Here is a 20,752-nt window from a genome sequence, read left to right as displayed (position 1 = left end):
GGCATAAAAAGGGGACTCAAGAGACCGAGGCGCTTGGCCGATCGCGCGGCGGTTTCACAACCAGGCTCCATGCCCGGTGCGATGCGAAAGGCCGACCGCTCGGCTTTGTCCTGACGCCCGGACAAACGCATGACACCCAAGGCTTCGCGCCTTTGTTCCGGATGATCTCCGACCGGATCGAGGCGTTCCTCGCCGACAAGGGGTACGACGCTGACGCCATTCGCGAAGAGATCGCCCGCGCCGATATCGAGGCCGTCATTCCGACAAAGAGCAACAGACGCCAACCAATCCCGCACGACAAAGCCAAATACAAATGGCGCAATCAGATCGAGCGCCTCTTCAACAAGCTCAAGAACTGGCGACGGGTCGCAACCCGATACGACAAGACCAAGGAATCCTACCTCGGTTTCGTCGCAATCGCTGCAGTCAAACTATGGATACCCTTTGTCCACGAGCGCTAGTCAGGCTGCAACGCCCACCGCTATTCGTTCCAACAAGTACATGGATAGTATGATCACCGCTGCGTCAAAAGGCAATTATCATCCGTCATCGCTTCAAGTTAGAGGCCGCAGTCAAACAGCGCTCCTACAGTATAACTCGTAACTTTATGAACCATTTTGTTTCGCACCGCTCGTCAGTTCGACCGGCGGCTGTTTCGTTTGGAAGCAAATTGCGCTAGTGAGTGGCAATGGCGCAGAAGAAAGCAAACGAAGTCGATAGTTTTCTGGCAAGGCCGACGAGTTCGTTTCCGGTCGTGCTGCTTTACGGCCCCGACAAGGGGCTGGTGAGCGAGCGTGCGCGCCGTTTTGCCGAAGCAAGCAAACTGCCGCTGGACGACCCATTCGCCGTCATTCGCATGGAAGCGGATGAGATCGAAGCCGATCCGGCGAAACTCGCCGATGAAGCTCGCACCATCTCTATGTTCGGTGGCCAGCGCCTGATCTGGATCAAGAATGCCGCAGGCCAGAAGAAGCTGGCGGAAGCGATCAAGCTGCTTGCGACCGAACCGCCACTTGAGACATTCGTTCTGGTCGAAGCCGGAGATCTCAAGAAAGGCGCGGGTCTGCGTAGCGCCGTCGAGAACGCTTCGGCAGGTATGGCCTTGCCCTGCTATTCCGACGACAGCCGCGGTATCGATGGTGTCATTGATGACGTTCTGGCGGAATGGAAGATGCAGATCACACTCGACGGGCGGCAGCTGCTGCGGGCAAGTCTGGGCGGTGATCGTCTTGCCACGCGGGGTGAACTCGAAAAGCTCTGCCTCTATGCTCGCGGCAAGGAGCGGATCGATATAGACGATGTGCGTGAAGCGGTCGGCGATGTCGCCGGTCTTTCCACCGACGAGGTGATCGATGCGGTTTTGGCTGGCGATCTTCCGCGTTTCGAAGTCTCCTTCGACCGTGTCGTGAAATCCGGCACCGCGCCGTTTCTGTTGCTCAACACGGCGATGCGCCAGTTTCAGCAGGTACAGACCTTGCGCCACATTGCCGATACCGAGCGTAAAAGCCCGTCCGTCGTTGTGGCTGCGGCTCGTCCGCCAATCTTCTTCAACCGTAAGAAACTGGTCGAGAATTCAGTAAGCCGCTGGACCGGCGAAAGCCTTGCGCGCGTTATGGAGCGTCTGCAGCGCGCCGTTCTCGAAAGCCGCCAAAATGCGACGCTTGCTATCCCCATCATCCGCCAATGCCTGCTGGCAATCAGCGTTGAGTCACTTCGAAATGCTCGGCGTTAAAGTCTGTTTCGAAGTTCTGGTGCAATTAATGTAGGCCGAGATCGGCCTCGATTGCGGGTTTGCCACATCCCAATTGTGAGCTGCTACGCTTAGCAGCTCGAAACCATGATCAAATTGAGCAATAGTTTTTTCATCTGCCTCATAAGCTGGATGGCTTGGTGCTGGATGGTTCTCAAGCCAAGTACAGAGTAAGAATAACAACATATCCCGGTCGGAGTGACCTATGAAATATTGAACAGTTTTATCTGATGGCGACCTAAAAACAGCAGATAATACTCTCTGAATTCAATTTAAAAATTTAAAACAGAGATAATTATGAATTCTTCTTTAAAGAAAGAGAATTAATGAAAATATATACCAATTGGAGCCCATTTGAAACCCAAGTTTATGACCAATCGTGCGGAGATGATCAAGAAATAGATAATGATTTCGGTAAAAACGTCGGCGCTGGATTTATCATGGATGCTGAAGGAAAATCATTAACTCTGAGTGCCGGCTCTGACGTTTACTGGCCTGACTCCGGAATTGATCCTGATGCTTTTCTCGACACAGTCACAGAGTTTGGCATTTTGTCCGGCCATTTTGTGTTAGCCCAGCACACGAGTAACGCATTAAACCTGGGAACTGAGCGTTCTTTCAGCTTAACTCTACAGCGTGAAGGTTCGATGGTTTTGGAACACCCTGCTGTTCAAATGGAAACGAGATCGCGCGGTGAGTATGGTGGTACGCGGGTTGAAATGTATGATGCTTCACAGCTGACTTTCTCAGGCAGAATATTTACTGGGGGGAGAGTTTTTTGTCTATAACAATGCCAAACTAAATTTCCTCGAAAACACCGTAAGGCCTTACACTTGCCTAACGAAACTGTATGACACATCGGAATTCAATCTCTCAACGAACAAAATAGATGCAGATAATTCACCCGAGAGGGAATGGCGGATTTCTCTTGCTGATGGTTCGCCGCAGTTAAATATTCTGGCTCAGACAAGTGGAGGAGATCCTCTTCAGACCCAGAATGAAGCAGCTCCGTATCCAGAAGCAATTCTGGATTTTGGTGCAAGCTCCAGAGGGACTATTGCTATTGATATGCCTGACGCTAACGCATTCATGTTAACTCTCTTGGATAGCAGAAAGACGTTTTCCGTTAACGGAAAGCCCGTTTACGTCGGCAATAGCGGTCAATTTAATCACAGTTTTCAAAATGGTGTACAGCGAAACGGTTTTACGACCGGCGTCATGACTATCACCAAGGTGAGATAGAAAATAAGAGCTCAGCCCTATCAAGTGGGGCATCTGCTCCATGTCCGGCTTCAAGTCCGACGCCGCCGCGAGCCTTATACTTTCCGGCGTTTAGCTCATTCATATAATGGCTGGCAGCAAGGCATCTTTGCACCGGCCCCCTATGTAAAAGGGAAGTCGGCGATGCGCAGCGGAGTATCGGTTGCAATACTACTGCGCTGTGCGCCGTCAACATGAGGCTCCTATTCGATCAGCAGGGCATCGTCATCGAGCGTCTGGCCGCGTACCTTGCGGAACATTTCGATGAGGTCTTCAACACCCAGCGTCTTACGCTTGTCGCCGGTCACGTCGAGCAGGATCTTGCCGCCATGCAGCATGATCGTGCGATCGCCATAATCGAGCGCCTGCCGCATGGAATGGGTGACCATCAGCGCGGTCAGCTTGTTCTCGGCAATCAGCGTCCGGGTCAGTTCCATGACGAATTCGGCCATGCCGGGATCTAGCGCTGCCGTATGCTCGTCGAGCAGCAGTACTTCCGAACCGGAAAGCGTTGCCATGATCAGTGACAGGGCCTGACGCTGGCCGCCGGAGAGAAGCTCCATGCGGTCCTGCATACGGTTTTCCAGCCCCAGATTGAGGCTCGCCACACGCTCGCGAAACCATGCGCGACGCTTGGAATTGAGCGCGTGGGTGAGGCCGCGCGTCTTGCCGCGCGAAGCAGCCAGAGCAAGGTTTTCCTCGATTGACAGTGTACCGCAGCTGCCTGCCAGCGGGTCCTGGAACACGCGGGCGACAAGACCGGCCCGCTCGGCAGTGGGCTTGCGGGTCACATCCTTGCCACTGATGACCACTTTGCCAGCAGTGGGGATCACATCGCCTGCAAGAACGCCCAGCATCGTGGATTTGCCTGCACCGTTCGACCCGATGACCGTGACGAAGGAACCCTGGTCCATGGTCAGATTGATCTTGTTCAAGACCTGCTTTTCGAGCGGAGTGCCGCGACCGAACACGACATCGAGATTGGAAAGTTCGATCATGCCGATGCTCCTCCGCGACGCAGGCGCGGCAATATCAGGGCGAAGGTAACGAGAAGGGCGGTCGCAATGTTGAGATCGGATGCCTGCAGGCCAAGAATGTCACCATTCGAAAGCGCAAACTGGATGGCGATACGATAGATGATCGAGCCCAGCACACAGCCAATCAGGATGATCAGAATGAAACGGCTGCGCAACAGCGTTTCACCGATGATGACCGCTGCAAGGCCGACCACGATGGTGCCGACGCCCGAGGTCACATCGGCAAAGCCGTTGGTCTGTGCGAAGAGCGAGCCACCGAGCGCCACCAGTGCGTTCGACAGCGCCATGCCGAGATAGATCTGCCTGTCGGTACGAACGCCCTGTGCACGCGCCATTCTCGGATTGGCGCCGGTTGCGCGCATGGCAAGACCCATATCGCTTTCCAGAAAGCGCCAGACGACAAATACCGCAATGGCGACCAGCACGAAAAGGAACAGCGGACGTACATAATACTCGGGAATGCCGTGACCGAAGAACGGCGTCAGCATGGTGTCCTGATTGATGAGCGCGATGTTGGGACGCCCCATGACGCGCAGATTGACGGAGAACAGCGCGATCATGGTCAGAATGGAGGCGAGAAGATTGAGAATCTTGAAACGCACGTTCAGCGTCGCTGTCACAAGCCCGGCAGCAGCACCCGCAACCATGGCGATGGCTGCCGCCAGCCAGGCATTCATGCCCGCCAGGATCAGTACACCGGTTACGGCAGCGCCCAGCGGAAACGAACCGTCAACCGTCAGATCGGGGAAATCGAGGACGCGGAACGCCAGATAGACGCCGATGGCTACAAATGCGAAGACGAGGCCCAATTCGACCGCACCCCAGAAGGCGATCTGACTCACAATGTCATTCCTTGTTTCTCGCCGTGACCAAAACGAAAGACTTGCACATCAACGCATCGTCAATCGTCGCTTTACGGAAATCGGGATTCCGACTGTTCCGCTCGGCCAGCTTCAGTCACGACCGGTTTTGTTTTGAGTTTGTCCGCCAGCTGTCGAGCTGTGCCAGACCATTCCCCGGTTGTTTATGCGAAACCGCATTTTTGCGGCTTTATATCTCAGGCGGGATACAACCCACAAGTTCCAGTGTGCAAGCAATATCGCCGGGCGGACCCCGAAATGCGGCACTTTGTGGGGCAATTGCAACATAGAGCATTTCCACCTGATTTCTGCCGTTGGAAATGCTTTACCTATTTTTAACACGCATCTTATCCGAAAACCGGTTCCCACTTTTCGGGATGCGCTCTAGTGGTTTGATTCCGACATTTGCATCCCTTGAATATGAGCGCCGGGCAAATGTCGGAAGGAAAAAAGACCATTATTAACTTTATGAATCTAGTGGATTTTTCGAATTTGACGTTTGAAACGTGATTTATATGGGACGGGTATCAAACGTCAAATTCAATCCACTAGCAAAAAGGCGAAGCCTTTTGAGGCTTCGCCTTTCTTTATCTTGGTTTCGAGTTCTATCAGTTGATCTTGCTGGTCGCGCGGTCGATAACGGCCTGCGGGAATTCGACGCCCATCTTCTTGGCAGCGCCAAGATTGATGACGAGATCGGTGCCCTTGGCGATGTCGACAGCGATATCGCCTGGCTTTTCACCCTTGAGAATCTTCACCACGACGGCACCGGTCTGCTTGCCGACATCGTAATAGTTGAAGCCGAGGGCAGCGAGTGCACCACGCTTGACCGAATCCGTGTCTGCAGTGAAGAGCGGCAGCTTGCTTTCTTCAGCAACACCGACGGCGCTTTCCAGAGCCGAAACGATGGTGTTGTCGGTCGGAACATACATGGCGTCTGCACGGCCGACGAGGGCGCGCGCTGCACCCTGAACTTCAGCCGACTTGGTGGCAGCCGATTCAACGATTTCGATGCCTTCGGCGGAAGCAGCTTCCTTCAGTGCGGCCAGGAGCGACACGGAATTGGTTTCGCCGGAATTGTAGAGATAACCGAGCTTCTTGATGTTCGGCATCACTTCCTTGATGAGCTTGATATGCTCTGCCACCGGCGACATATCGGAAAGACCGGTCACGTTGCCGCCTGGCTTTGTCATGTCCTTGACGAGCTGCGCGCCGAGCGGATCGGAAACAGCGGTGAACACGACAGGAATATCGCGGGTTGCCGAAACGACAGCCTGTGCCGATGGCGTAGAGATCGGAACGATCACATCCGGGCCTTCGCCGACGAACTGGCGGGCGATCTGCGCTGCGGTTGCCGGGTTGCCCTGCGCGGACTGATAGACGAATTTGAGATTTTCGCCTTCCTTGTAGCCAGCTTCGGCCAGCGCGTCCTTCACGCCGTCGCGCGCGGCGTCGAGGGCCGGATGTTCAACGATGGCGGTTACGGCGACGGTTACGTCTTTTGCCTGTGCCGAGGTGGCAATGGCCGTTGCGGCCAGCAAGGCCAGAAGCATAGAACGCATGAAAATCTCCCCTGTTTTGGTGCGTTGCTTATCGGCAAACACCTTTTCTCCAATAACCTCAGATTGAAGGTTTATCCGCCAGATTTGAGGCTTAATCGGGTCCGGATAGACTGTCAACGTGTGGGGTAATCTGTCAGGCAGCCTGTCCGGCAACCTGTCCGGATTGAACACGATAAGCCCGCAACTAAAAGCGGCTCGAATTCTGACGGGGTTCAAATGCTGAACACTGTGTTCAGCACCCTTTCAATCTGGCGGCGCGCCGCCATATTTGGCGATAACAATTATCTTTTGCCCGCAATCAGGGAACATCATCATGAAGAAAATCGGCTTTCTTTCCTTCGGTCATTGGTCGCCATCGCCGCAATCGGGAACCCGTTCCGCAAGCGATGCGCTTCTGCAATCGATTGACCTTGCTGTTGCCGCCGAGGAACTGGGCGCGGACGGCGCCTATTTCCGTGTGCATCATTTTGCGCGCCAGCTTGCCTCGCCATTTCCGCTGCTTGCAGCTGTCGGCGCCAAGACGAGCAAGATCGAGATCGGCACGGCCGTCATCGACATGCGGTATGAAAACCCGTTCTATATGGTTGAAGATGCAAGTGCTGCGGACCTGATCTCCAAGGGCCGTCTGCAGCTCGGCATTAGCCGCGGCTCGCCGGAACAGGTGATCGATGGCTGGCGTTATTTCGGTTATGCGCCGGAAGAGGGCAAGACCGATGCCGATATGGGGCGCCAGCATGGCGAGGTGTTCTTCGAAGCGCTGAAGGGGCAGGGCTTCGCCCAGCCAAATCCGCGCCCGATGTTTCCGAACCCTCCCGGTCTGCTGCGCATTGAGCCGCATTCGGAAGGTCTTCGGGATCGCATCTGGTGGGGTGCCGCCTCGGATGCGACAGCGATCTGGGCGGCAAAGCTTGGCATGAATTTGCAAAGCTCGACCCTGAAGAAGGACGAGTCGGGCGAGCCGTTGCATATCCAGCAGGCCAAGCAGATCCGCGCCTATCGTGAAGCCTGGAAGGAAGCCGGACATACGCGCACGCCGCGTGTTTCGGTGAGCCGCAGCATCTTCGCGCTGGTTGATGATCGCGACCGGGCCTATTTTGGTGGCGGAAGCAACGAGCAGGATTCCATCGGCTATATCGAGGAAGATCTGCGGGCGGTCTTTGGTCGGTCTTATGCGGCTGAACCGGATAAGCTCATCAAGCAACTCGAAAAGGATGAGGCGATTGCTGAAGCCGATACGCTGCTTCTCACGGTGCCGAACCAGCTTGGTGTTGACTACAACGCGCATGTAATCGAGTCGATCCTCAAGCATGTTGCGCCAGCACTTGGCTGGCGCTGAGTACTCTTAAAGACAGGCGGTGCAAGCATGTCTCCCGAAAGTGGAAACCGGTTTCGGGATAAAGATATGCGCAGAAACAGGCCACCGCCTGTTTTCATTCCATGCCGTAAATCGCCAGAAGCTGTTTCATGCGGCTGATGGCGAGGTCTGGCTGGTCGAGAACATTGGCCTGATCGGCAAGGCGGAATATGTCGGCGTAATGCGAAATGCCACGCGCCGACTGCATTCCGGCTGGCATGGTGAAATGGTTCTGGTGACCGTTCAGCCAGGCCAGGAACACGACGCCAGCCTTGTAATATTGTGTCGGTGCCTCAAAGATTTTCCGTGATAGCGGCACGGTTGGCTCAATGATCGCGCGGAAGCGGGCATTGTCGCCTGCGGCCAGTGCCGCGAGCGCGCTGGAAGCCTGTGGTGCGACCGCATCAAAGATACCGAGCAGCGCATGACTGTGCTTGTTTCCGTCGCCTTCGATCAGCGGCGCATAGTTGAAATCATCACCTGTGAAACACAGAACACCTTCCGGCAGGCGGTCGCGCAGTGCGATTTCGTAGCGCTCCTCCAGCAGCGAGATTTTGATGCCTTCCACCATGTCGCGATGGGCTCTAATGATGCCGATAACTGTATCAAGCGCATCGTCGAAATTTTCCGAACCCCAATAGCCTTTAAGCTGCGGATCGAACATATCGCCCAGCCAGTGCAGCACGACCTTGTCGCGGGCTTGACCGAGAATCCGGCCATAGACCTTGGCGTAATCGTCGGGGGACCTGGCGATGTGCACCAGGGCACGGCTTGCCATCAGGATGAAACGCCCGCCATGCTTTTCGATGAACCCGGCCTGTGTCTCATAGGCCCTGATGACGTCATCAAGGCTTTTCGCATCGGCGGGATCAAGATGATCAGTGCCTGCACCGTTTGCGAGATCGGCGCCCGCTACGGTCTTGCTGTCTGCCAGCGAACGACGGATCAGTTCCTGCGCACCTGCCCAGTTCAGTCCCATGCCGCGCTGTGACGTATCCATCGCTTCCGCGATCTTGAAGCCGAGGCTCCACAGATGATGCCGGAAAGCCATGGTCGCATCCCAGTCGATCGCCGGGTCGTTCCATGGACGGGCATCTTTCAGCGGATCGGAAACCACATGCGCTGCTGCATAGGCAATGCGATTGAACTGCGGCGGGTTTGCTGGACGTGAGGTTGGTGTCCCGGTCAGCGTGTAGGAATGCAGGCTTCCCTTGCTATCCGGCAATGTCACTTGATGGTTGCTCATGCCCTTATCGTTCCTCCGCCTGAATATCTGATTGTTAGTTTAGAACGTTCCAAATGACAATCCGGTCAAAAATTGAGGCAGAAATGTGATTTGCGTGATTATAGGCAAAAAGTACACGCTTTCGCAGAAAATGCGTCTAGAAACCGGCTTTCAATTGTGGCGAAGCGAAGGAAAATTGCTGTTTCCGCCTCCGCTCTTGACACTATTGGAACGTTCCAATTAAATCAGCAATCGAAACCGGAGCAGGGCATGAGTAAGAACAGCGTCACCGTTATCGACATTGCGCGCGAGGCAGGCCTGTCGAAATCGACTGTCTCGCTGGTGCTGCGTGGTAGTCCGCTTGTTCATGCCGAAACCCGGGCCAAGGTGCAGGAGGCAATCGAGAAACTCGGTTATGTTTATAACCGTTCGGCTGCCAATCTCCGTCAGGCGAAGTCGAAAATTATCGGCCTTGTGGTCAATGATCTGACCAACAGTTTCTTTGCCGAGCTTGCGGTGGGTGTTGATCGCGTCATGCAGTCGGCGGGCTATGTGCAGTTTCTCGCCAACACCGCGGAAAGCATTGATCGTCAGCGCGAGGTGATTGCCTCGATGCGTGAACATGGCATTGCCGGGCTGATCGTTTCGCCAGCGCGTGGAACCGAGGCTAATGATCTGAAACCACTGGCAAAAAGTGGCCTGCCGGTTGTGCAGATGGTGCGTGATGTGCCGGGATCGGGCGTTTCATCCATCGTTTCGGATAACCGCGGCGGCGTGGCAAAGGCGGTTGAGCATCTGGTGTCGCTGGGGCATCGCGTAATCGCTTTCATGGGCGGTTATGCCGATACGGCGGTGTTTTCCGAACGGGTTGCGGGCTATCGTGCGGGACTTGAGCAGGCGGGCATCGTGTTTGATGATGCGCTGGTCTTCACCGCAGCACCTTCACGTGCGGGCGGTGTGGAAGCGCTGGAACAGATGCTGCGGCATGGCATGAAACCGACCGCTGCGGTGTGCTTCAACGATGCCGTGGCTTTTGGTGTCTGCGACGGTTTGCGTGCTGCAAATCTGGAGCCGGGCCGGGATTTCGGGGTGGTTGGTTTTGACGATGTGATCGAAGCAAAGACTGCTGTTCCGGCGCTAACGACTGTGGCTGTTGATCCGCAAGGTTTGGGAGAACGTGCGGCGCAGCTTTTGCTGAAACAGATCAATTCTGAACGGGTGGAGGCTGAGGCGCAGCGCTTGTCGGTGCGTCTTGCGGTGCGTGCAAGTTGTGGTGCGCCGTTCAAAAATGAGGAGAAATTCGCATGGCAAAGTGGGGCCTCATAGGCGCAAGCACCATTGCAAAAGAATGGGTGATCGGAGCTATTCGCGTCACCGGTGGCGAAGTAGTGTCCGTTTACAGTACCAATGCTGAGCGTGGCGAAACTTATGCCCGCGAAAACGGAATTGCCCGTTCTGTGACAAGCCTTGAAGCGCTGCTGGCCGATCCGGAAATCGACGCTGTCTATATCTCCACCACCAATGAATTGCATCGCGATCAGGCAATTGCCGCTGCCAAAGCGGGCAAACATATCCTCTGCGAAAAGCCGCTGGCACTGACGCTGAGCGACGCGCATCAGATGCTGAAAGCCGTGCGTGAGGCTGGCGTGGTGGCTGGCACCAATCATCACTTGCGCAATGCCGCAAGCCACCGTGTTATGCGTGACGCAATTGCCAGTGGGAAGATTGGCAAGGTGCTTGGCGCACGCGTTTTCCATGCGGTTTATCTGCCGCCACATCTGCAAGGCTGGCGCATCGAGCGACCCGATGCGGGCGGTGGCGTCATTCTCGATATTACCGTGCATGATGCCGATACGCTGCGTTTCGTGCTGGGTGAAAACCCCGTGGAGGCTGTCGCTTTCAGCCAGCAGGGCGGATTAAGCGGCGAGGGACTGGAAGATGGCGTGATGGGCGTTTTACGCTTTCCATCCGGCGTCATCGCCCAGCTCCACGATGCTTTCACGACCAAATATGCGGAAACCGGCTTTGAAGTGCATGGTAGCGAAGGCTCGCTCATTGCACGCAATGTCATGACGCAAAAGCCGGTCGGTTCGGTGCTGTTGCGTAACAAGGACGGCGAGCACGAATTGCCGCTCGACCAGAAGAATCTCTACGAAACCGCCTTGAAGGCTTTCCATGATGCTGTTGCTGGCAAGGGCCAGCCATCGGCAACATTGGAGGATGGCATCTGGTCGCTGGCGACCGGGCTTACCGTGCTTGAGGCCGCAAAGACCGGCAAGGCAATTGCCGTTCATTCAGGACTTTGAACATTATGAGCAAACATATTTCATTTGCGGAAGCAGCCGCACTTATTCCCGACAACGCTGTCGTTTCGGTCTCTTCATCGAGCGGTCTTGGCTGCCCGGATATGATGCTGAAGGCCATTGGCGAGCGTTTTGGTGAAACCGGTCATCCCCAGAATATTACCACACTGCACCCGATTGCTGCGGGCGACATGAGCGGCATCAAGGGTGTCGATTACATCGCCAAGAAGGGACTTCTCAAGAAGATCATCGGCGGTTCCTATCCGTCAGGGCCGTCGAGTGCCGAGCCGCCGCTGATCTGGCAGATGATCACCAATAACGAGATTCCGGCCTATAATATCCCTTCCGGCATTCTGTTCGACATGCATCGTGAGGCTGCTGCCAAGCGCCCCGGCGTGCTGACCAAAGTGGGGCTTGATACCTTCGTTGATCCCAAGCGTCAGGGATCCGCAATGAACGATAAGGCGCGCGAAGAGCCCGTCGTCAAACAGGTCAGTTTTGAAGGTGAGAATTGGCTGTATTTTCCCAATATCGTGCCGCATGTGACCATCATCCGGGCAACGACTGCCGATGAACGTGGCAATCTAACTTATGAACATGAGGGCGCTTATCTTGGCGGGCTGGATCAGGCGCTGGCTGCACGCAACAATGGCGGTATCGTCATTGCGCAGGTGAAGCGCATTGCCAAGGAAGGCACGCTGAAACCGCATGATGTGCGCCTGCCGGGCGTGCTGGTGGATTATATCGTGGTCGATCCCGACCAGAAGCAGACCACGCAGACGCTTTATGATCCGGCGATTTCGGGCGAGATTTTTCGCCCCCTCGATACGTTCCGTTTGGCCGAGTTCAATATTCAGAAAGCGATTGCGCGGCGTGTCGCACAGGAGTTGCAAGCGGGAAGTGCGGTCAATCTTGGCTTCGGCATTTCCGCCAATGTGCCACGCATTCTGCTGGAAGAGGGCCTGCATGGCGCGGTGACATGGGTGATCGAGCAGGGTGCTGTCGGCGGCGTGCCGCTTCTCGACTTTGCCTTTGGCTGTGCGTCCAATGCTGACGCCTATATGCCGTCACCCTATCAGTTCACCTATTTTCAGGGGGCGGGCTTCGACGCCTCGCTTCTATCCTTCCTTGAGATCGGACGCGACGGTTCGGTCAATGTGTCGAAGCTGTCATTCCGCCCGCATGTGACCGCTGGCGCTGGCGGCTTTGTCGACATTACTGCGCGGGCCAAGAAGATTGTCTTCTCAGGCATGTTCAATGCAGGGGCGAAATTGTCGGTCACTGATGGCAAGCTGGTGATCGAGAAGGAAGGCAAGCTTAAAAAGCTCGTCAATGAAGTGGAGCATGTCACTTTCTCCGGCCCGCGTGGTGTCGAGCAGGGACAGGACATTACCTATGTTACCGAACGTGCGGTTCTGAAGCTGACGCCAGAAGGGATTGTGCTGACCGAGATTGCGCCGGGTGTGGATTTGCAGATGCATATTCTTGATCAGGCTGAGTTTCCGCTGATCGTTTTGGATCAGCTTAAAATCATGGATGAGGCACTGTTCCGCGACGAGCCGATCGGCCTTGAATTGCCGCAAAAGCCTGCGCGAAAGCTGGAGGCATAAATGGCTCAACGGATCGAAATCTCGATTGAGAACCACATCGCCGTCGTGACCATCAAGCGGCCCGAAAAGCTCAATGCATTTGATATCGAGCTGTTGCAGGAACTGTCTGCCGCCTGTGATCATGTGGAGGCCGATGGCTCGGTGCGGGTTGCGATCCTGACCGGCGAGGGCAAGGCTTTTTCCGCAGGCGGCGACATCAAAGCTTGGGGCGGCATGGAACCGGCAGAGTTCGGCCATGCCTGGGTGCGCTATGGTCATCGCGTGTTCGAGAGGCTTGCGACTTTGCGTGTACCGCTGATTGCAGCGATGAACGGTCATGCGCTGGGCGGCGGGCTGGAACTGGCAGGCGCTGCCGATATCCGTATCGTTGAGCGACAGGCCAAGATCGGCCTGCCGGAAACTTCGCTCGGCATGATCCCTGGCTGGTCGGGCACACAGCGTCTTGTGCACCGTTTCGGCGCGCAGATCGTGCGCCGTATGGTGCTGGGTGGCGAAATGTTCACCGCAGAAGAAGCGCTGTCACATGGGCTGGTGGATCATGTGGTGGAGACGGGTGCAGCGTTACAGGCGGCGCAGGATTATGCAGCGCGGGTGGCCAAACGCGGACCCGCCGCACTCGAAATTTCCAAATTGATGTTGTCCGTCGCCAACGCCGAGGACAATGGCACGGCAGTCGAGGCGCTGGGTTCCATTCTTGTCGCCAAGACCGATGATCTGAAAGAAGGCGTGCGCTCGTTTACCGAAAAGCGCGAAGCGAATTTTGAAGGAAAATGGTGATGAGCATTGTTGTAAAACCACAGCCGCTGAATGGGCTGGAAGTGCGTGAATTCTCGATGCTGATCGATGGCAAATGGGTTAGCAGTCAGAGCGGTGAGGCAATCGAGCGTGTAGCGCCCGGCCATGGCGTGACCGTGAGCCGCTATCCGGCAGGCAACAAGGCCGATGTGGAACGCGCCGTAGCGAGCGCGCGCAAGGCTTTCGATGACGGGCGCTGGTCGTCCAAAACGGCATCGCAGCGTTCGCTGGTTTTGCTGAAAGCTGCCGACCTGATCGAAGCGCGGGCGGAAGAGCTTGCCTATCTTGACGCAATTGAAGCCGGCAAACCAATTTCTCAAGTGCGCGGCGAGATAACCGGTTCCGTCGATATCTGGCGCTATGCGGCAGCTCTTGCGCGTGACCTGCATGGCGAAAGCTATAATACGCTGGGTGATGGCACTTTGGGCGTCGTGCTGCGCGAGGCGATCGGTGTTGTCTCTATTATTACGCCGTGGAACTTCCCGTTTCTGATCGTGGGCCAAAAGCTGCCATTCGCATTGGCTGCGGGTTGTACGGCGGTGGTAAAACCTTCGGAGCTGACGTCCGGATCGACATTGCTTTTGGGTGAAATTCTGGCCGAAGCAGGCGTGCCGGACGGTGTTGTCAACATCATCACCGGAACGGGCGCTGATGTCGGCCAGCATATGAGCACACATCCGGATGTTGATATGGTTTCGTTCACCGGTTCAACCGGCGTGGGCAAGCTGACCATGGCCAACGCGGCACAAACGCTGAAAAAAGTATCGCTGGAGCTTGGCGGCAAGAACCCGCAAATCCTGTTCCCGGATGCGGATATGGATGCCTTTATCGATGCTGCCGTTTTTGGCGCATGGTTCAATGCGGGCGAGTGCTGCAATGCCGGTTCGCGGCTGATCGTGCATCGCTCGATTGTCGATGAGATTGTCGGGCGCGTGGCTGATCTGTCGAAGAAAGTCATCGTCGGCGATCCGCTCGATGTCAGCACGCAGGTGGGCGCGATCATCACGCCGCAGCACCTGACAAAGGTTGGCGCCTATGTCGATCAGGCCAAAAAGGCCGGTGCCGCAATTGCCCATGGTGGTGATGTGCTGGATCTTGGCCTTGGCCAATATATGGGGCCGACCATTATTGCGGGCGTGAAGGCCGATATGGCCGTGGCGCGCGAAGAAGTGTTCGGCCCGGTTCTGTCGGTACTTTCCTTCGATACGGTTGATGAGGCGATCTCCATTGCCAATGCGGTTGATTATGGCTTGTCAGCAGGCGTGTGGAGCCGTGATTTCGATACCTGCATGAGCATCGGGCGCAAAGTGCGGGCTGGAACCGTCTGGATGAACACCTTTATGGACGGCACGCCGGAACTGCCTTTTGGCGGTTATCGCCAGTCGGGTCTGGGCCGTGAGCTGGGTCGTCATGCGGTGGAGGATTACACCGAAACCAAGACGCTCAACATGCATATGGGTGCGCGTACCGGATGGTGGATGCCTCAGGTGAAGTAAGGGAGGCGGCTTTGGGAGGACAGCCGGATATCGTCATCATCGGATCGGGTATCGGCGGCGCGACAATGGCTGCCGGTCTTGCCGCGTCAGGTGCGGACATTCTTATTCTTGAGGCAGGGCAGCGCTTGCCGGACCGATCGGAAAACCGCGATGCACGGGCAATTTTCCAGCGCGGTTTCTTTCGCCCGAAAGAGTTCTGGTACGAGACGGATGGCACGCCGTTTGATCCCGGAAATTATTATAATGTTGGCGGCAATTCCAAGTTCTTTGGCGCGGTGCTGATCCGTTATCGCCGCGAGGATTTTGCCGAGATGACGCATCTGGAAGGTGTATCTCCGGCATGGCCATTCGCCTATGAGGAGCTGGAGCCGTGGTATAGCCGTGCTGAGCAGCTTTTTCAGGTGCGGGGTGAACTAGGCGATGATCCGACCGAACCGGAACATTCAAAGTCCTATCCCTATCCGGCGATCCGTGACGAGCGGCCCATGGCCGATGTACGTGCCCGATTAAAGAAAGCGGGACTTCACCCGGCTTCCTTGCCGTTGGGTGTCGATATCGACCGTTGGCTGGCAAAGGCTAAAACGCCATGGGATGCATTTCCCAACAGCGATGACGGCAAGATGGATGCTGAATCCTGTCCGCTTGCGCAGGCGCTTGAATATCCGAATGTGCGGCTGGAAATCTCGGCGCGGGTGACGCGGCTGGAAACCGGGCCGGATGGTAAGGCGATCACCGCAGTTCATTATGTGAAGAATGGCGAAACGCTGGCTCTGCGCCCCAAGCTGGTTATTCTATCCGCCGGTGCGGTGCAGTCGGCAGCGCTTCTGCTACGCTCCGGTCTTGCCAATCGCTTCGATCAGGTGGGCCGCAATTTCATGAACCACAATTCCAGCGCGGTGATTGCTTTCGACCCGCGCTATCGCAACGATTCCATCCACCAGAAGACTTTCGGTTTCAATGATTACTATCTGTCGGACGGCGCAGGCGGACCGCCGCTTGGCAATGTGCAACTGCTTGGCCGTGTGTCGGGCGAAATTCTGAAAGCCAATATGCCCCGCGTGCCGGAATGGCTGCTGAACCGCATTGCGCGTCATACGATCGATTTTTATGCGATGAGCGAAGACCTGCCATCGCCGGATAGCCGCGTGACAGTGGATGGCGACCGCATCATTCTGCATTGGGTGCGGACCAACTGGAAAGCGCATCTGATGCTGGTTGATAAGCTCAAATCCGCGCTCAGGCAGGCAGGTTTCCCGGTGGTGCTGTCGCGCGCCTTCGACCGGCGCACGCCATCGCATCAATGTGGCACTGTGCGCATCGGCAACGATCCGGCGACGGCACCGCTTGATCCATATTGCCGTGCTTACGATCATCCCAATCTTCATGTGGTCGATGCGTCGTTCCTGCCGACATCGGCAGCGGTCAATCCGGCGCTGACCATTGCCGCGCAAGCCTTGCGCGTGGCGGACAGTCTTAACCGGGAGGTGCTGGCATGAACCATCAACGACCTGTTGCACTGGTAACCGGTGGGCGGCGTGGCATCGGGCTTGGCATTGCCCGCACGCTCGCTGCCAAGGGGTACGATCTGGCGATCACCGACCGCGAGCGTGATGAGGCCGTCATCCATGAATTGCGCGCACTTGGCGGAAAGGTGGCTTTCTTTGAAAGCGATCTAGCTGCTGTTGGAATGCATGAAGCAACCGTCGCCGCAGTGCTGAAAGAATTCGGCGGCATCGATTGTCTGGTCAACAATGCGGGCATGGGTTCGGTTGAGCGCGGCGATTTCCTTGGGATGAAGCCGGAAAACTTTGACACGATCATGGATGTGAATCTGCGTGGCACGGTGTTTTTCACACAGGCCGTGGTGAAGACCATGCTGGCCGCAACCGAAGTGCGTTTCCCGCGCAGCATCGTGACGATTAGTTCGGTTTCGTCGGTGATGACGTCGCCCGAACGGCTTGATTACTGCATCAGCAAGGCTGGACTGACTGCCTTCGTGCAGGGGCTGGCGCTGCGTCTGGCCGAAGCGCGCATCGGCGTGTTCGAGGTGCGCCCCGGCATCATCCGCACCGATATGACAGCCAAAGTTGCCGAGCGTTACGACGGGCTGATCGAAGGTGGTCTGGTGCCGATGAAACGCTGGGGCGAGGCGGGTGACGTTGGCGCGATTGTGGCCGGGCTTGCCGGTGGCGATTTCATTTTTGCGACAGGCTCGGCGATCAATGCTGACGGTGGCCTGTCGATTGCAAAGCTTTAGGAACGGCGTGATGGATTACGATTATATCATCGTGGGTGGCGGGCCTGCCGGTTGTGTTCTCGCCAATCGTCTGAGCGAAGATGCATCGATAAAAGTGCTGCTGCTTGAGGCCGGCGGAAGCGACTGGAATCCGCTGTTTCACATGCCTGCCGGCTTTGCCAAGATGACCAAGGGCGTGGCGAGCTGGGGCTGGGAAACCGTTCCGCAGAAACATCTGAAAAACCGTGTGCTTCGATACACGCAGGCGAAAGTCATCGGCGGTGGCTCCAGCATCAATGCGCAGATTTATACACGCGGCAATGCCGGCGATTATGATCTCTGGGCTGGCGAAGATGGCTGCACCGGCTGGGATTATCGCCATGTCCTGCCCTATTTCAAACGCGCCGAAGACAATCAGCGCTTCAACGATGATTTTCATTCCTATGGCGGGCCGCTTGGCGTTTCCATGCCGTCCGCGCCGCTTCCAATCTGCGATGCCTATATCCGTGCTGGGCAGGAACTGGGCATCCCGTATAATCCGGATTTCAACGGTCGCGAACAGGCAGGCGTCGGCTTTTATCAGCTCACGCAACGCAATCGCCGCCGTTCCTCCGCGTCGCTTGCCTATTTATCCACGATCAAAGATCGCAAGAACCTCACCGTGCGCATGAATGCGCCGGTACGCACTATTGATCTGGAAAAGACCCGCGTAACGGGCGTCACGCTGATGAGCGGCGAGGTCTTGCGCGCCAACCGCGAGGTGATTGTTTCATCCGGCGCCATCGGTTCGCCGAAACTTCTGCTGCAATCGGGCATCGGTCCTGCCGACCATCTTAAAAAACTCGGCGTCAATGTGAAGCATGATCTGTCGGGGGTGGGAGAGAATATGCAGGATCATCTCGACCTGTTTGTCATTGCCGAATGCACCGGCGATCACACCTATGATGGCGTGGCAAAGCTGTACCGCACGCTAGGAGCGGGGCTGCAATATATTCTGCTGCGCTCCGGTCCGGTGGCATCGAGCCTCTTTGAAACCGGCGGTTTCTGGTATGCCGACCCGGATGCGCGTTCGCCGGATATTCAGTTCCATCTGGGGCTTGGTTCGGGGATCGAGGCAGGTGTCGAAAAGCTCAAAAATGCAGGCGTGACGCTCAACTCCGCCTATCTGCACCCGCGCTCGCGTGGAACGGTGCGGCTCGCTTCCAGCGACCCGGCTGCGGCACCGCTGATCGACCCCAATTACTGGAGCGATCCGCACGATCGCAAGATGTCGCTTGAGGGTCTGAAGATCGCGCGCGAAATTATGCAACAGGATGCGTTGAAGCCCTATGTCATGGCTGAGCGTCTGCCGGGACCGAAGGTCGTTAGTGACGACGATCTGTTCGATTATGCCTGTGCCAATGCCAAGACCGATCATCATCCGGTCGGCACCTGCAAGATGGGAACCGATGCGATGGCCGTTGTCGATCTTGATCTGAAAGTGCGGGGACTCGAAGGCTTGCGGGTTTGCGACAGCTCGATCATGCCGCGTGTTCCATCCTGCAACACCAATGCGCCGACCATCATGATCGGCGAAAAGGGTGCGGATATTATTCGTGGCCTTGATCCGCTGCCGCCAGTTCTGTTTTCATGGGAGAAGAACGAGCACAAGCGGCGCGCGCGGATTTAGTCCCCGTCAACGACCGGTTCAAAACGCAGATAGCCCACGACATCCGAGCCTTTTCGCTTCGGATTGTCGGAGGGGTGGTTCACGCCGTCATTCACCTCGACGACCGCAAAATCGAATGGTGATACACCCTCCAGACAAGCCGCATTCACGCCGAACTGGCGCGGATTGGAACGGCGCTGGTGGAAGGTGTAAATTCCGCATTTCGAGCAGAAATAATGTTTCGCGACGCCGGTATTGAACTGGTAGAGCGTCAGCGCATCTTTACCTTCATACACTTCCAGCCCATCAGCCGAAACAGCGACGGCCCCGCGCATCCGGCAATAGGAGCAGGTGCAGCGCCGCGCAGTGTTAAGGCCATCCGAAAGTTTAACACGAAAGCGCACCGTTCCGCAGTGGCATGCGCCATTGGCTCCCTTGATGTCAGGATTCATTTTCTCTCCTTGCATTTAGAGCGCATTTCGATCTGATTGAAATCAGATCCACGATCTAAATATTTGTTTTGACGCGCATTTTTTCTGATCGAAGCAGGATCAGAAATCAGTCCTGTGAACTGATTTCCCTGCGTAGGCGTTTCACACTTTTCGGGATGCGCTCATAAGGAAGCTATTTTATTTTTTGCCGGTTTACCATCGCTGAAAACCTATTAAATTCGTGACCGGGAATACTTCCGGGAGGGATTTGGCATGGGTGAATTTGCAGTCGTCACGGGCGGGAGCACCGGCATCGGAAGGCATCTCGTTTGTGCTTTTGCCGATGCGGGCTACACGGTGGCCTTCAGCTACAAGCACGATGACGAAGCTGCACAATCGCTTGTTGAAGCCATCGAAGAGGTGGGCGGTCAGGCGCTGGGGCTTGGCTGCGATGTCGGGAGACGTGTCGAGGTCGAAGCCTTCTTCGATGAGGTCTGCGACTGGTTCGGTGATGCGCCTGACGTACTGGTCAACAATGCAGGCATCCAGACCTGGGCGCCCTTGCTGGAACTTTCCGAGGATGGTTGGGACGATGTCATCCGCACCAATCTGAAAGGCTGTTTCCTCAATACGCAGGCCGCCGCGAAGCGCATGGTGGAGGCCGACAAGGGCGGCGCTATCGTCAATATCGGATCAGGCTGCAACAAGCTCGCCTTTCCGAAACTGGTTTCCTACACGGCATCGAAGGGCGGTATAGAGCAGTTCACCAAGGCTTCGGCGGTGGAGCTTGGGCCGCACGGCATCCGGGTGAATTGCGTGGCCCCCGGCGCGATCCTCAATGAACGCACGGCAGAAGAACAGCCCGACTATGCCGGCACTTGGGCTCGCGTCACGCCGCTGCGCAGGGTGGGAACAGCGGAGGACATTTCCGGCCCGGTCCTGTTCTTTGCTTCAGATGCGGCGCGTTTTGTTACCGGCCAGACGATCTGGGTCGATGGTGGTGTCTTCTCGCAGGCCAACTGGCCGTATGAGGGGTGAAATGCGGTGGTGATCCCGACAGGAATCGAACCTGTGACCTACAGATTAGGAATCTGTCGCTCTATCCTACTGAGCTACGGGACCAACCGATGAGCATTCGCCGGTGATTCCAGCATTGCGAATGCTTTCAGACACATACTGTTTTTC

The 20,752-nt window shown here is 56.2% G+C and carries 18 protein-coding genes and 1 tRNA gene; 13 read left to right on the top strand and 6 right to left on the bottom strand.

Annotated features, from left to right (window positions below):
• From AAE521_RS16060 to AAE521_RS16050, 3 genes are all read left to right on the top strand, one after another.
• Positions 1-461: IS5 family transposase (locus AAE521_RS16060; RefSeq protein WP_342061481.1), on the top strand; the 461-nt coding region annotated here is incomplete at its 5' end.
• 227 nt (positions 462-688) lie between these two features.
• Positions 689-1,732 carry a DNA polymerase III subunit delta gene (holA, locus tag AAE521_RS16055; RefSeq protein WP_342061828.1) on the top strand — a complete coding sequence of 348 codons (1,044 nt, stop codon included), beginning with the start codon at positions 689-691 and terminating at the stop codon, positions 1,730-1,732.
• 344 nt (positions 1,733-2,076) lie between these two features.
• Entirely contained in the window at positions 2,077-2,538 is a 462-nt protein-coding gene (locus tag AAE521_RS16050) for a hypothetical protein (RefSeq protein ID WP_342061827.1), read from the top strand.
• A 675-nt stretch (positions 2,539-3,213) separates the two neighbouring features.
• Here the strand turns inward: AAE521_RS16050 and AAE521_RS16045 are convergent.
• The 3 genes from AAE521_RS16045 to AAE521_RS16035 form a co-directional block, all read right to left on the bottom strand.
• The gene (locus tag AAE521_RS16045) at positions 3,214-4,008 is read right to left on the bottom strand and encodes an ABC transporter ATP-binding protein (RefSeq protein WP_012091078.1); all 795 of its coding nucleotides are present in this window, start codon (positions 4,006-4,008) and stop codon (positions 3,214-3,216) included.
• Positions 4,005-4,889 carry an ABC transporter permease gene (locus AAE521_RS16040; RefSeq protein WP_342061826.1) on the bottom strand — a complete coding sequence of 295 codons (885 nt, stop codon included), beginning with the start codon at positions 4,887-4,889 and terminating at the stop codon, positions 4,005-4,007. Before AAE521_RS16040 ends, AAE521_RS16045 begins: the two co-directional genes overlap by 4 nt.
• A gap of 626 nt (positions 4,890-5,515) precedes the next feature.
• Complete coding sequence (locus AAE521_RS16035; protein WP_342061825.1) at positions 5,516-6,469, bottom strand: ABC transporter substrate-binding protein; 954 nt, start codon at positions 6,467-6,469, stop codon at positions 5,516-5,518.
• Positions 6,470-6,782: 313 nt separating this feature from the next.
• Here AAE521_RS16035 and AAE521_RS16030 point away from each other — a divergent pair, with 313 nt between their 5' ends.
• Positions 6,783-7,805: an LLM class flavin-dependent oxidoreductase gene (locus AAE521_RS16030; RefSeq protein ID WP_012091080.1), complete on the top strand. Its 1,023-nt coding sequence runs from the start codon at positions 6,783-6,785 to the stop codon at positions 7,803-7,805.
• Positions 7,806-7,899: 94 nt separating this feature from the next.
• Here the strand turns inward: AAE521_RS16030 and AAE521_RS16025 are convergent, their stop codons facing one another.
• Positions 7,900-9,069: a dihydrodipicolinate synthase family protein gene (locus AAE521_RS16025; protein WP_342061824.1), complete on the bottom strand. Its 1,170-nt coding sequence runs from the start codon at positions 9,067-9,069 to the stop codon at positions 7,900-7,902.
• A 249-nt stretch (positions 9,070-9,318) separates the two neighbouring features.
• On the opposite strand from AAE521_RS16025, the gene AAE521_RS16020 reads away from it, so the two are divergent.
• From AAE521_RS16020 to AAE521_RS15985, 8 genes are read left to right on the top strand one after another with little or no spacing between them, the layout of a single operon-like run.
• A complete protein-coding gene (locus AAE521_RS16020) occupies positions 9,319-10,374 on the top strand; it encodes a LacI family DNA-binding transcriptional regulator (protein ID WP_342061823.1) in 1,056 nt (351 codons plus the stop codon).
• Entirely contained in the window at positions 10,353-11,354 is a 1,002-nt protein-coding gene (locus tag AAE521_RS16015) for a Gfo/Idh/MocA family protein (RefSeq protein ID WP_342061822.1), read from the top strand. Before AAE521_RS16020 ends, AAE521_RS16015 begins: the two co-directional genes overlap by 22 nt.
• Positions 11,355-11,359: 5 nt before the next feature.
• The gene (locus AAE521_RS16010; protein ID WP_342061821.1) at positions 11,360-12,961 is read left to right on the top strand and encodes an acyl CoA:acetate/3-ketoacid CoA transferase; all 1,602 of its coding nucleotides are present in this window, start codon (positions 11,360-11,362) and stop codon (positions 12,959-12,961) included.
• Positions 12,962-13,738 (top strand): enoyl-CoA hydratase/isomerase family protein, encoded by a 777-nt coding sequence (locus AAE521_RS16005; protein ID WP_342061820.1) that lies wholly within the window; start codon positions 12,962-12,964, stop codon positions 13,736-13,738. It abuts the gene before it with no gap.
• Positions 13,732-15,252, top strand: coding sequence for an aldehyde dehydrogenase family protein (locus AAE521_RS16000; RefSeq protein WP_342061819.1), 1,521 nt, complete (start codon positions 13,732-13,734; stop codon positions 15,250-15,252). Before AAE521_RS16005 ends, AAE521_RS16000 begins: the two co-directional genes overlap by 7 nt.
• A gap of 11 nt (positions 15,253-15,263) precedes the next feature.
• Entirely contained in the window at positions 15,264-16,748 is a 1,485-nt protein-coding gene (locus AAE521_RS15995; RefSeq protein WP_342061818.1) for an FAD-dependent oxidoreductase, read from the top strand.
• Positions 16,745-17,509 (top strand): 3-ketoacyl-ACP reductase, encoded by a 765-nt coding sequence (locus AAE521_RS15990; protein ID WP_342061817.1) that lies wholly within the window; start codon positions 16,745-16,747, stop codon positions 17,507-17,509. Before AAE521_RS15995 ends, AAE521_RS15990 begins: the two co-directional genes overlap by 4 nt.
• 10 nt (positions 17,510-17,519) lie before the next feature.
• Positions 17,520-19,157 (top strand): GMC family oxidoreductase, encoded by a 1,638-nt coding sequence (locus tag AAE521_RS15985; RefSeq protein WP_342061816.1) that lies wholly within the window; start codon positions 17,520-17,522, stop codon positions 19,155-19,157.
• Here AAE521_RS15985 and AAE521_RS15980 read toward each other — a convergent pair.
• Positions 19,154-19,588 carry a GFA family protein gene (locus tag AAE521_RS15980; protein ID WP_342061815.1) on the bottom strand — a complete coding sequence of 145 codons (435 nt, stop codon included), beginning with the start codon at positions 19,586-19,588 and terminating at the stop codon, positions 19,154-19,156. The two genes, AAE521_RS15985 and AAE521_RS15980, sit on opposite strands and share 4 nt — an antisense overlap.
• 252 nt (positions 19,589-19,840) lie before the next feature.
• Between AAE521_RS15980 and AAE521_RS15975 the strand changes: the two genes are divergently transcribed.
• Positions 19,841-20,605 (top strand): SDR family NAD(P)-dependent oxidoreductase, encoded by a 765-nt coding sequence (locus tag AAE521_RS15975; protein WP_342061814.1) that lies wholly within the window; start codon positions 19,841-19,843, stop codon positions 20,603-20,605.
• Positions 20,606-20,612: 7 nt separating this feature from the next.
• Here the strand turns inward: AAE521_RS15975 and AAE521_RS15970 are convergent.
• Positions 20,613-20,689, bottom strand: a tRNA-Arg gene (locus AAE521_RS15970).
• Between the last annotated feature and the right edge of the window lie 63 nt (positions 20,690-20,752).

Source organism: Brucella cytisi, assembly GCF_038433355.1.
Lineage (GTDB): Bacteria > Pseudomonadota > Alphaproteobacteria > Rhizobiales > Rhizobiaceae > Brucella > Brucella cytisi.
The sequence above is the reverse complement of the archived record's forward strand: the minus strand, read 5'-3'. Positions and strand labels throughout refer to the sequence as shown.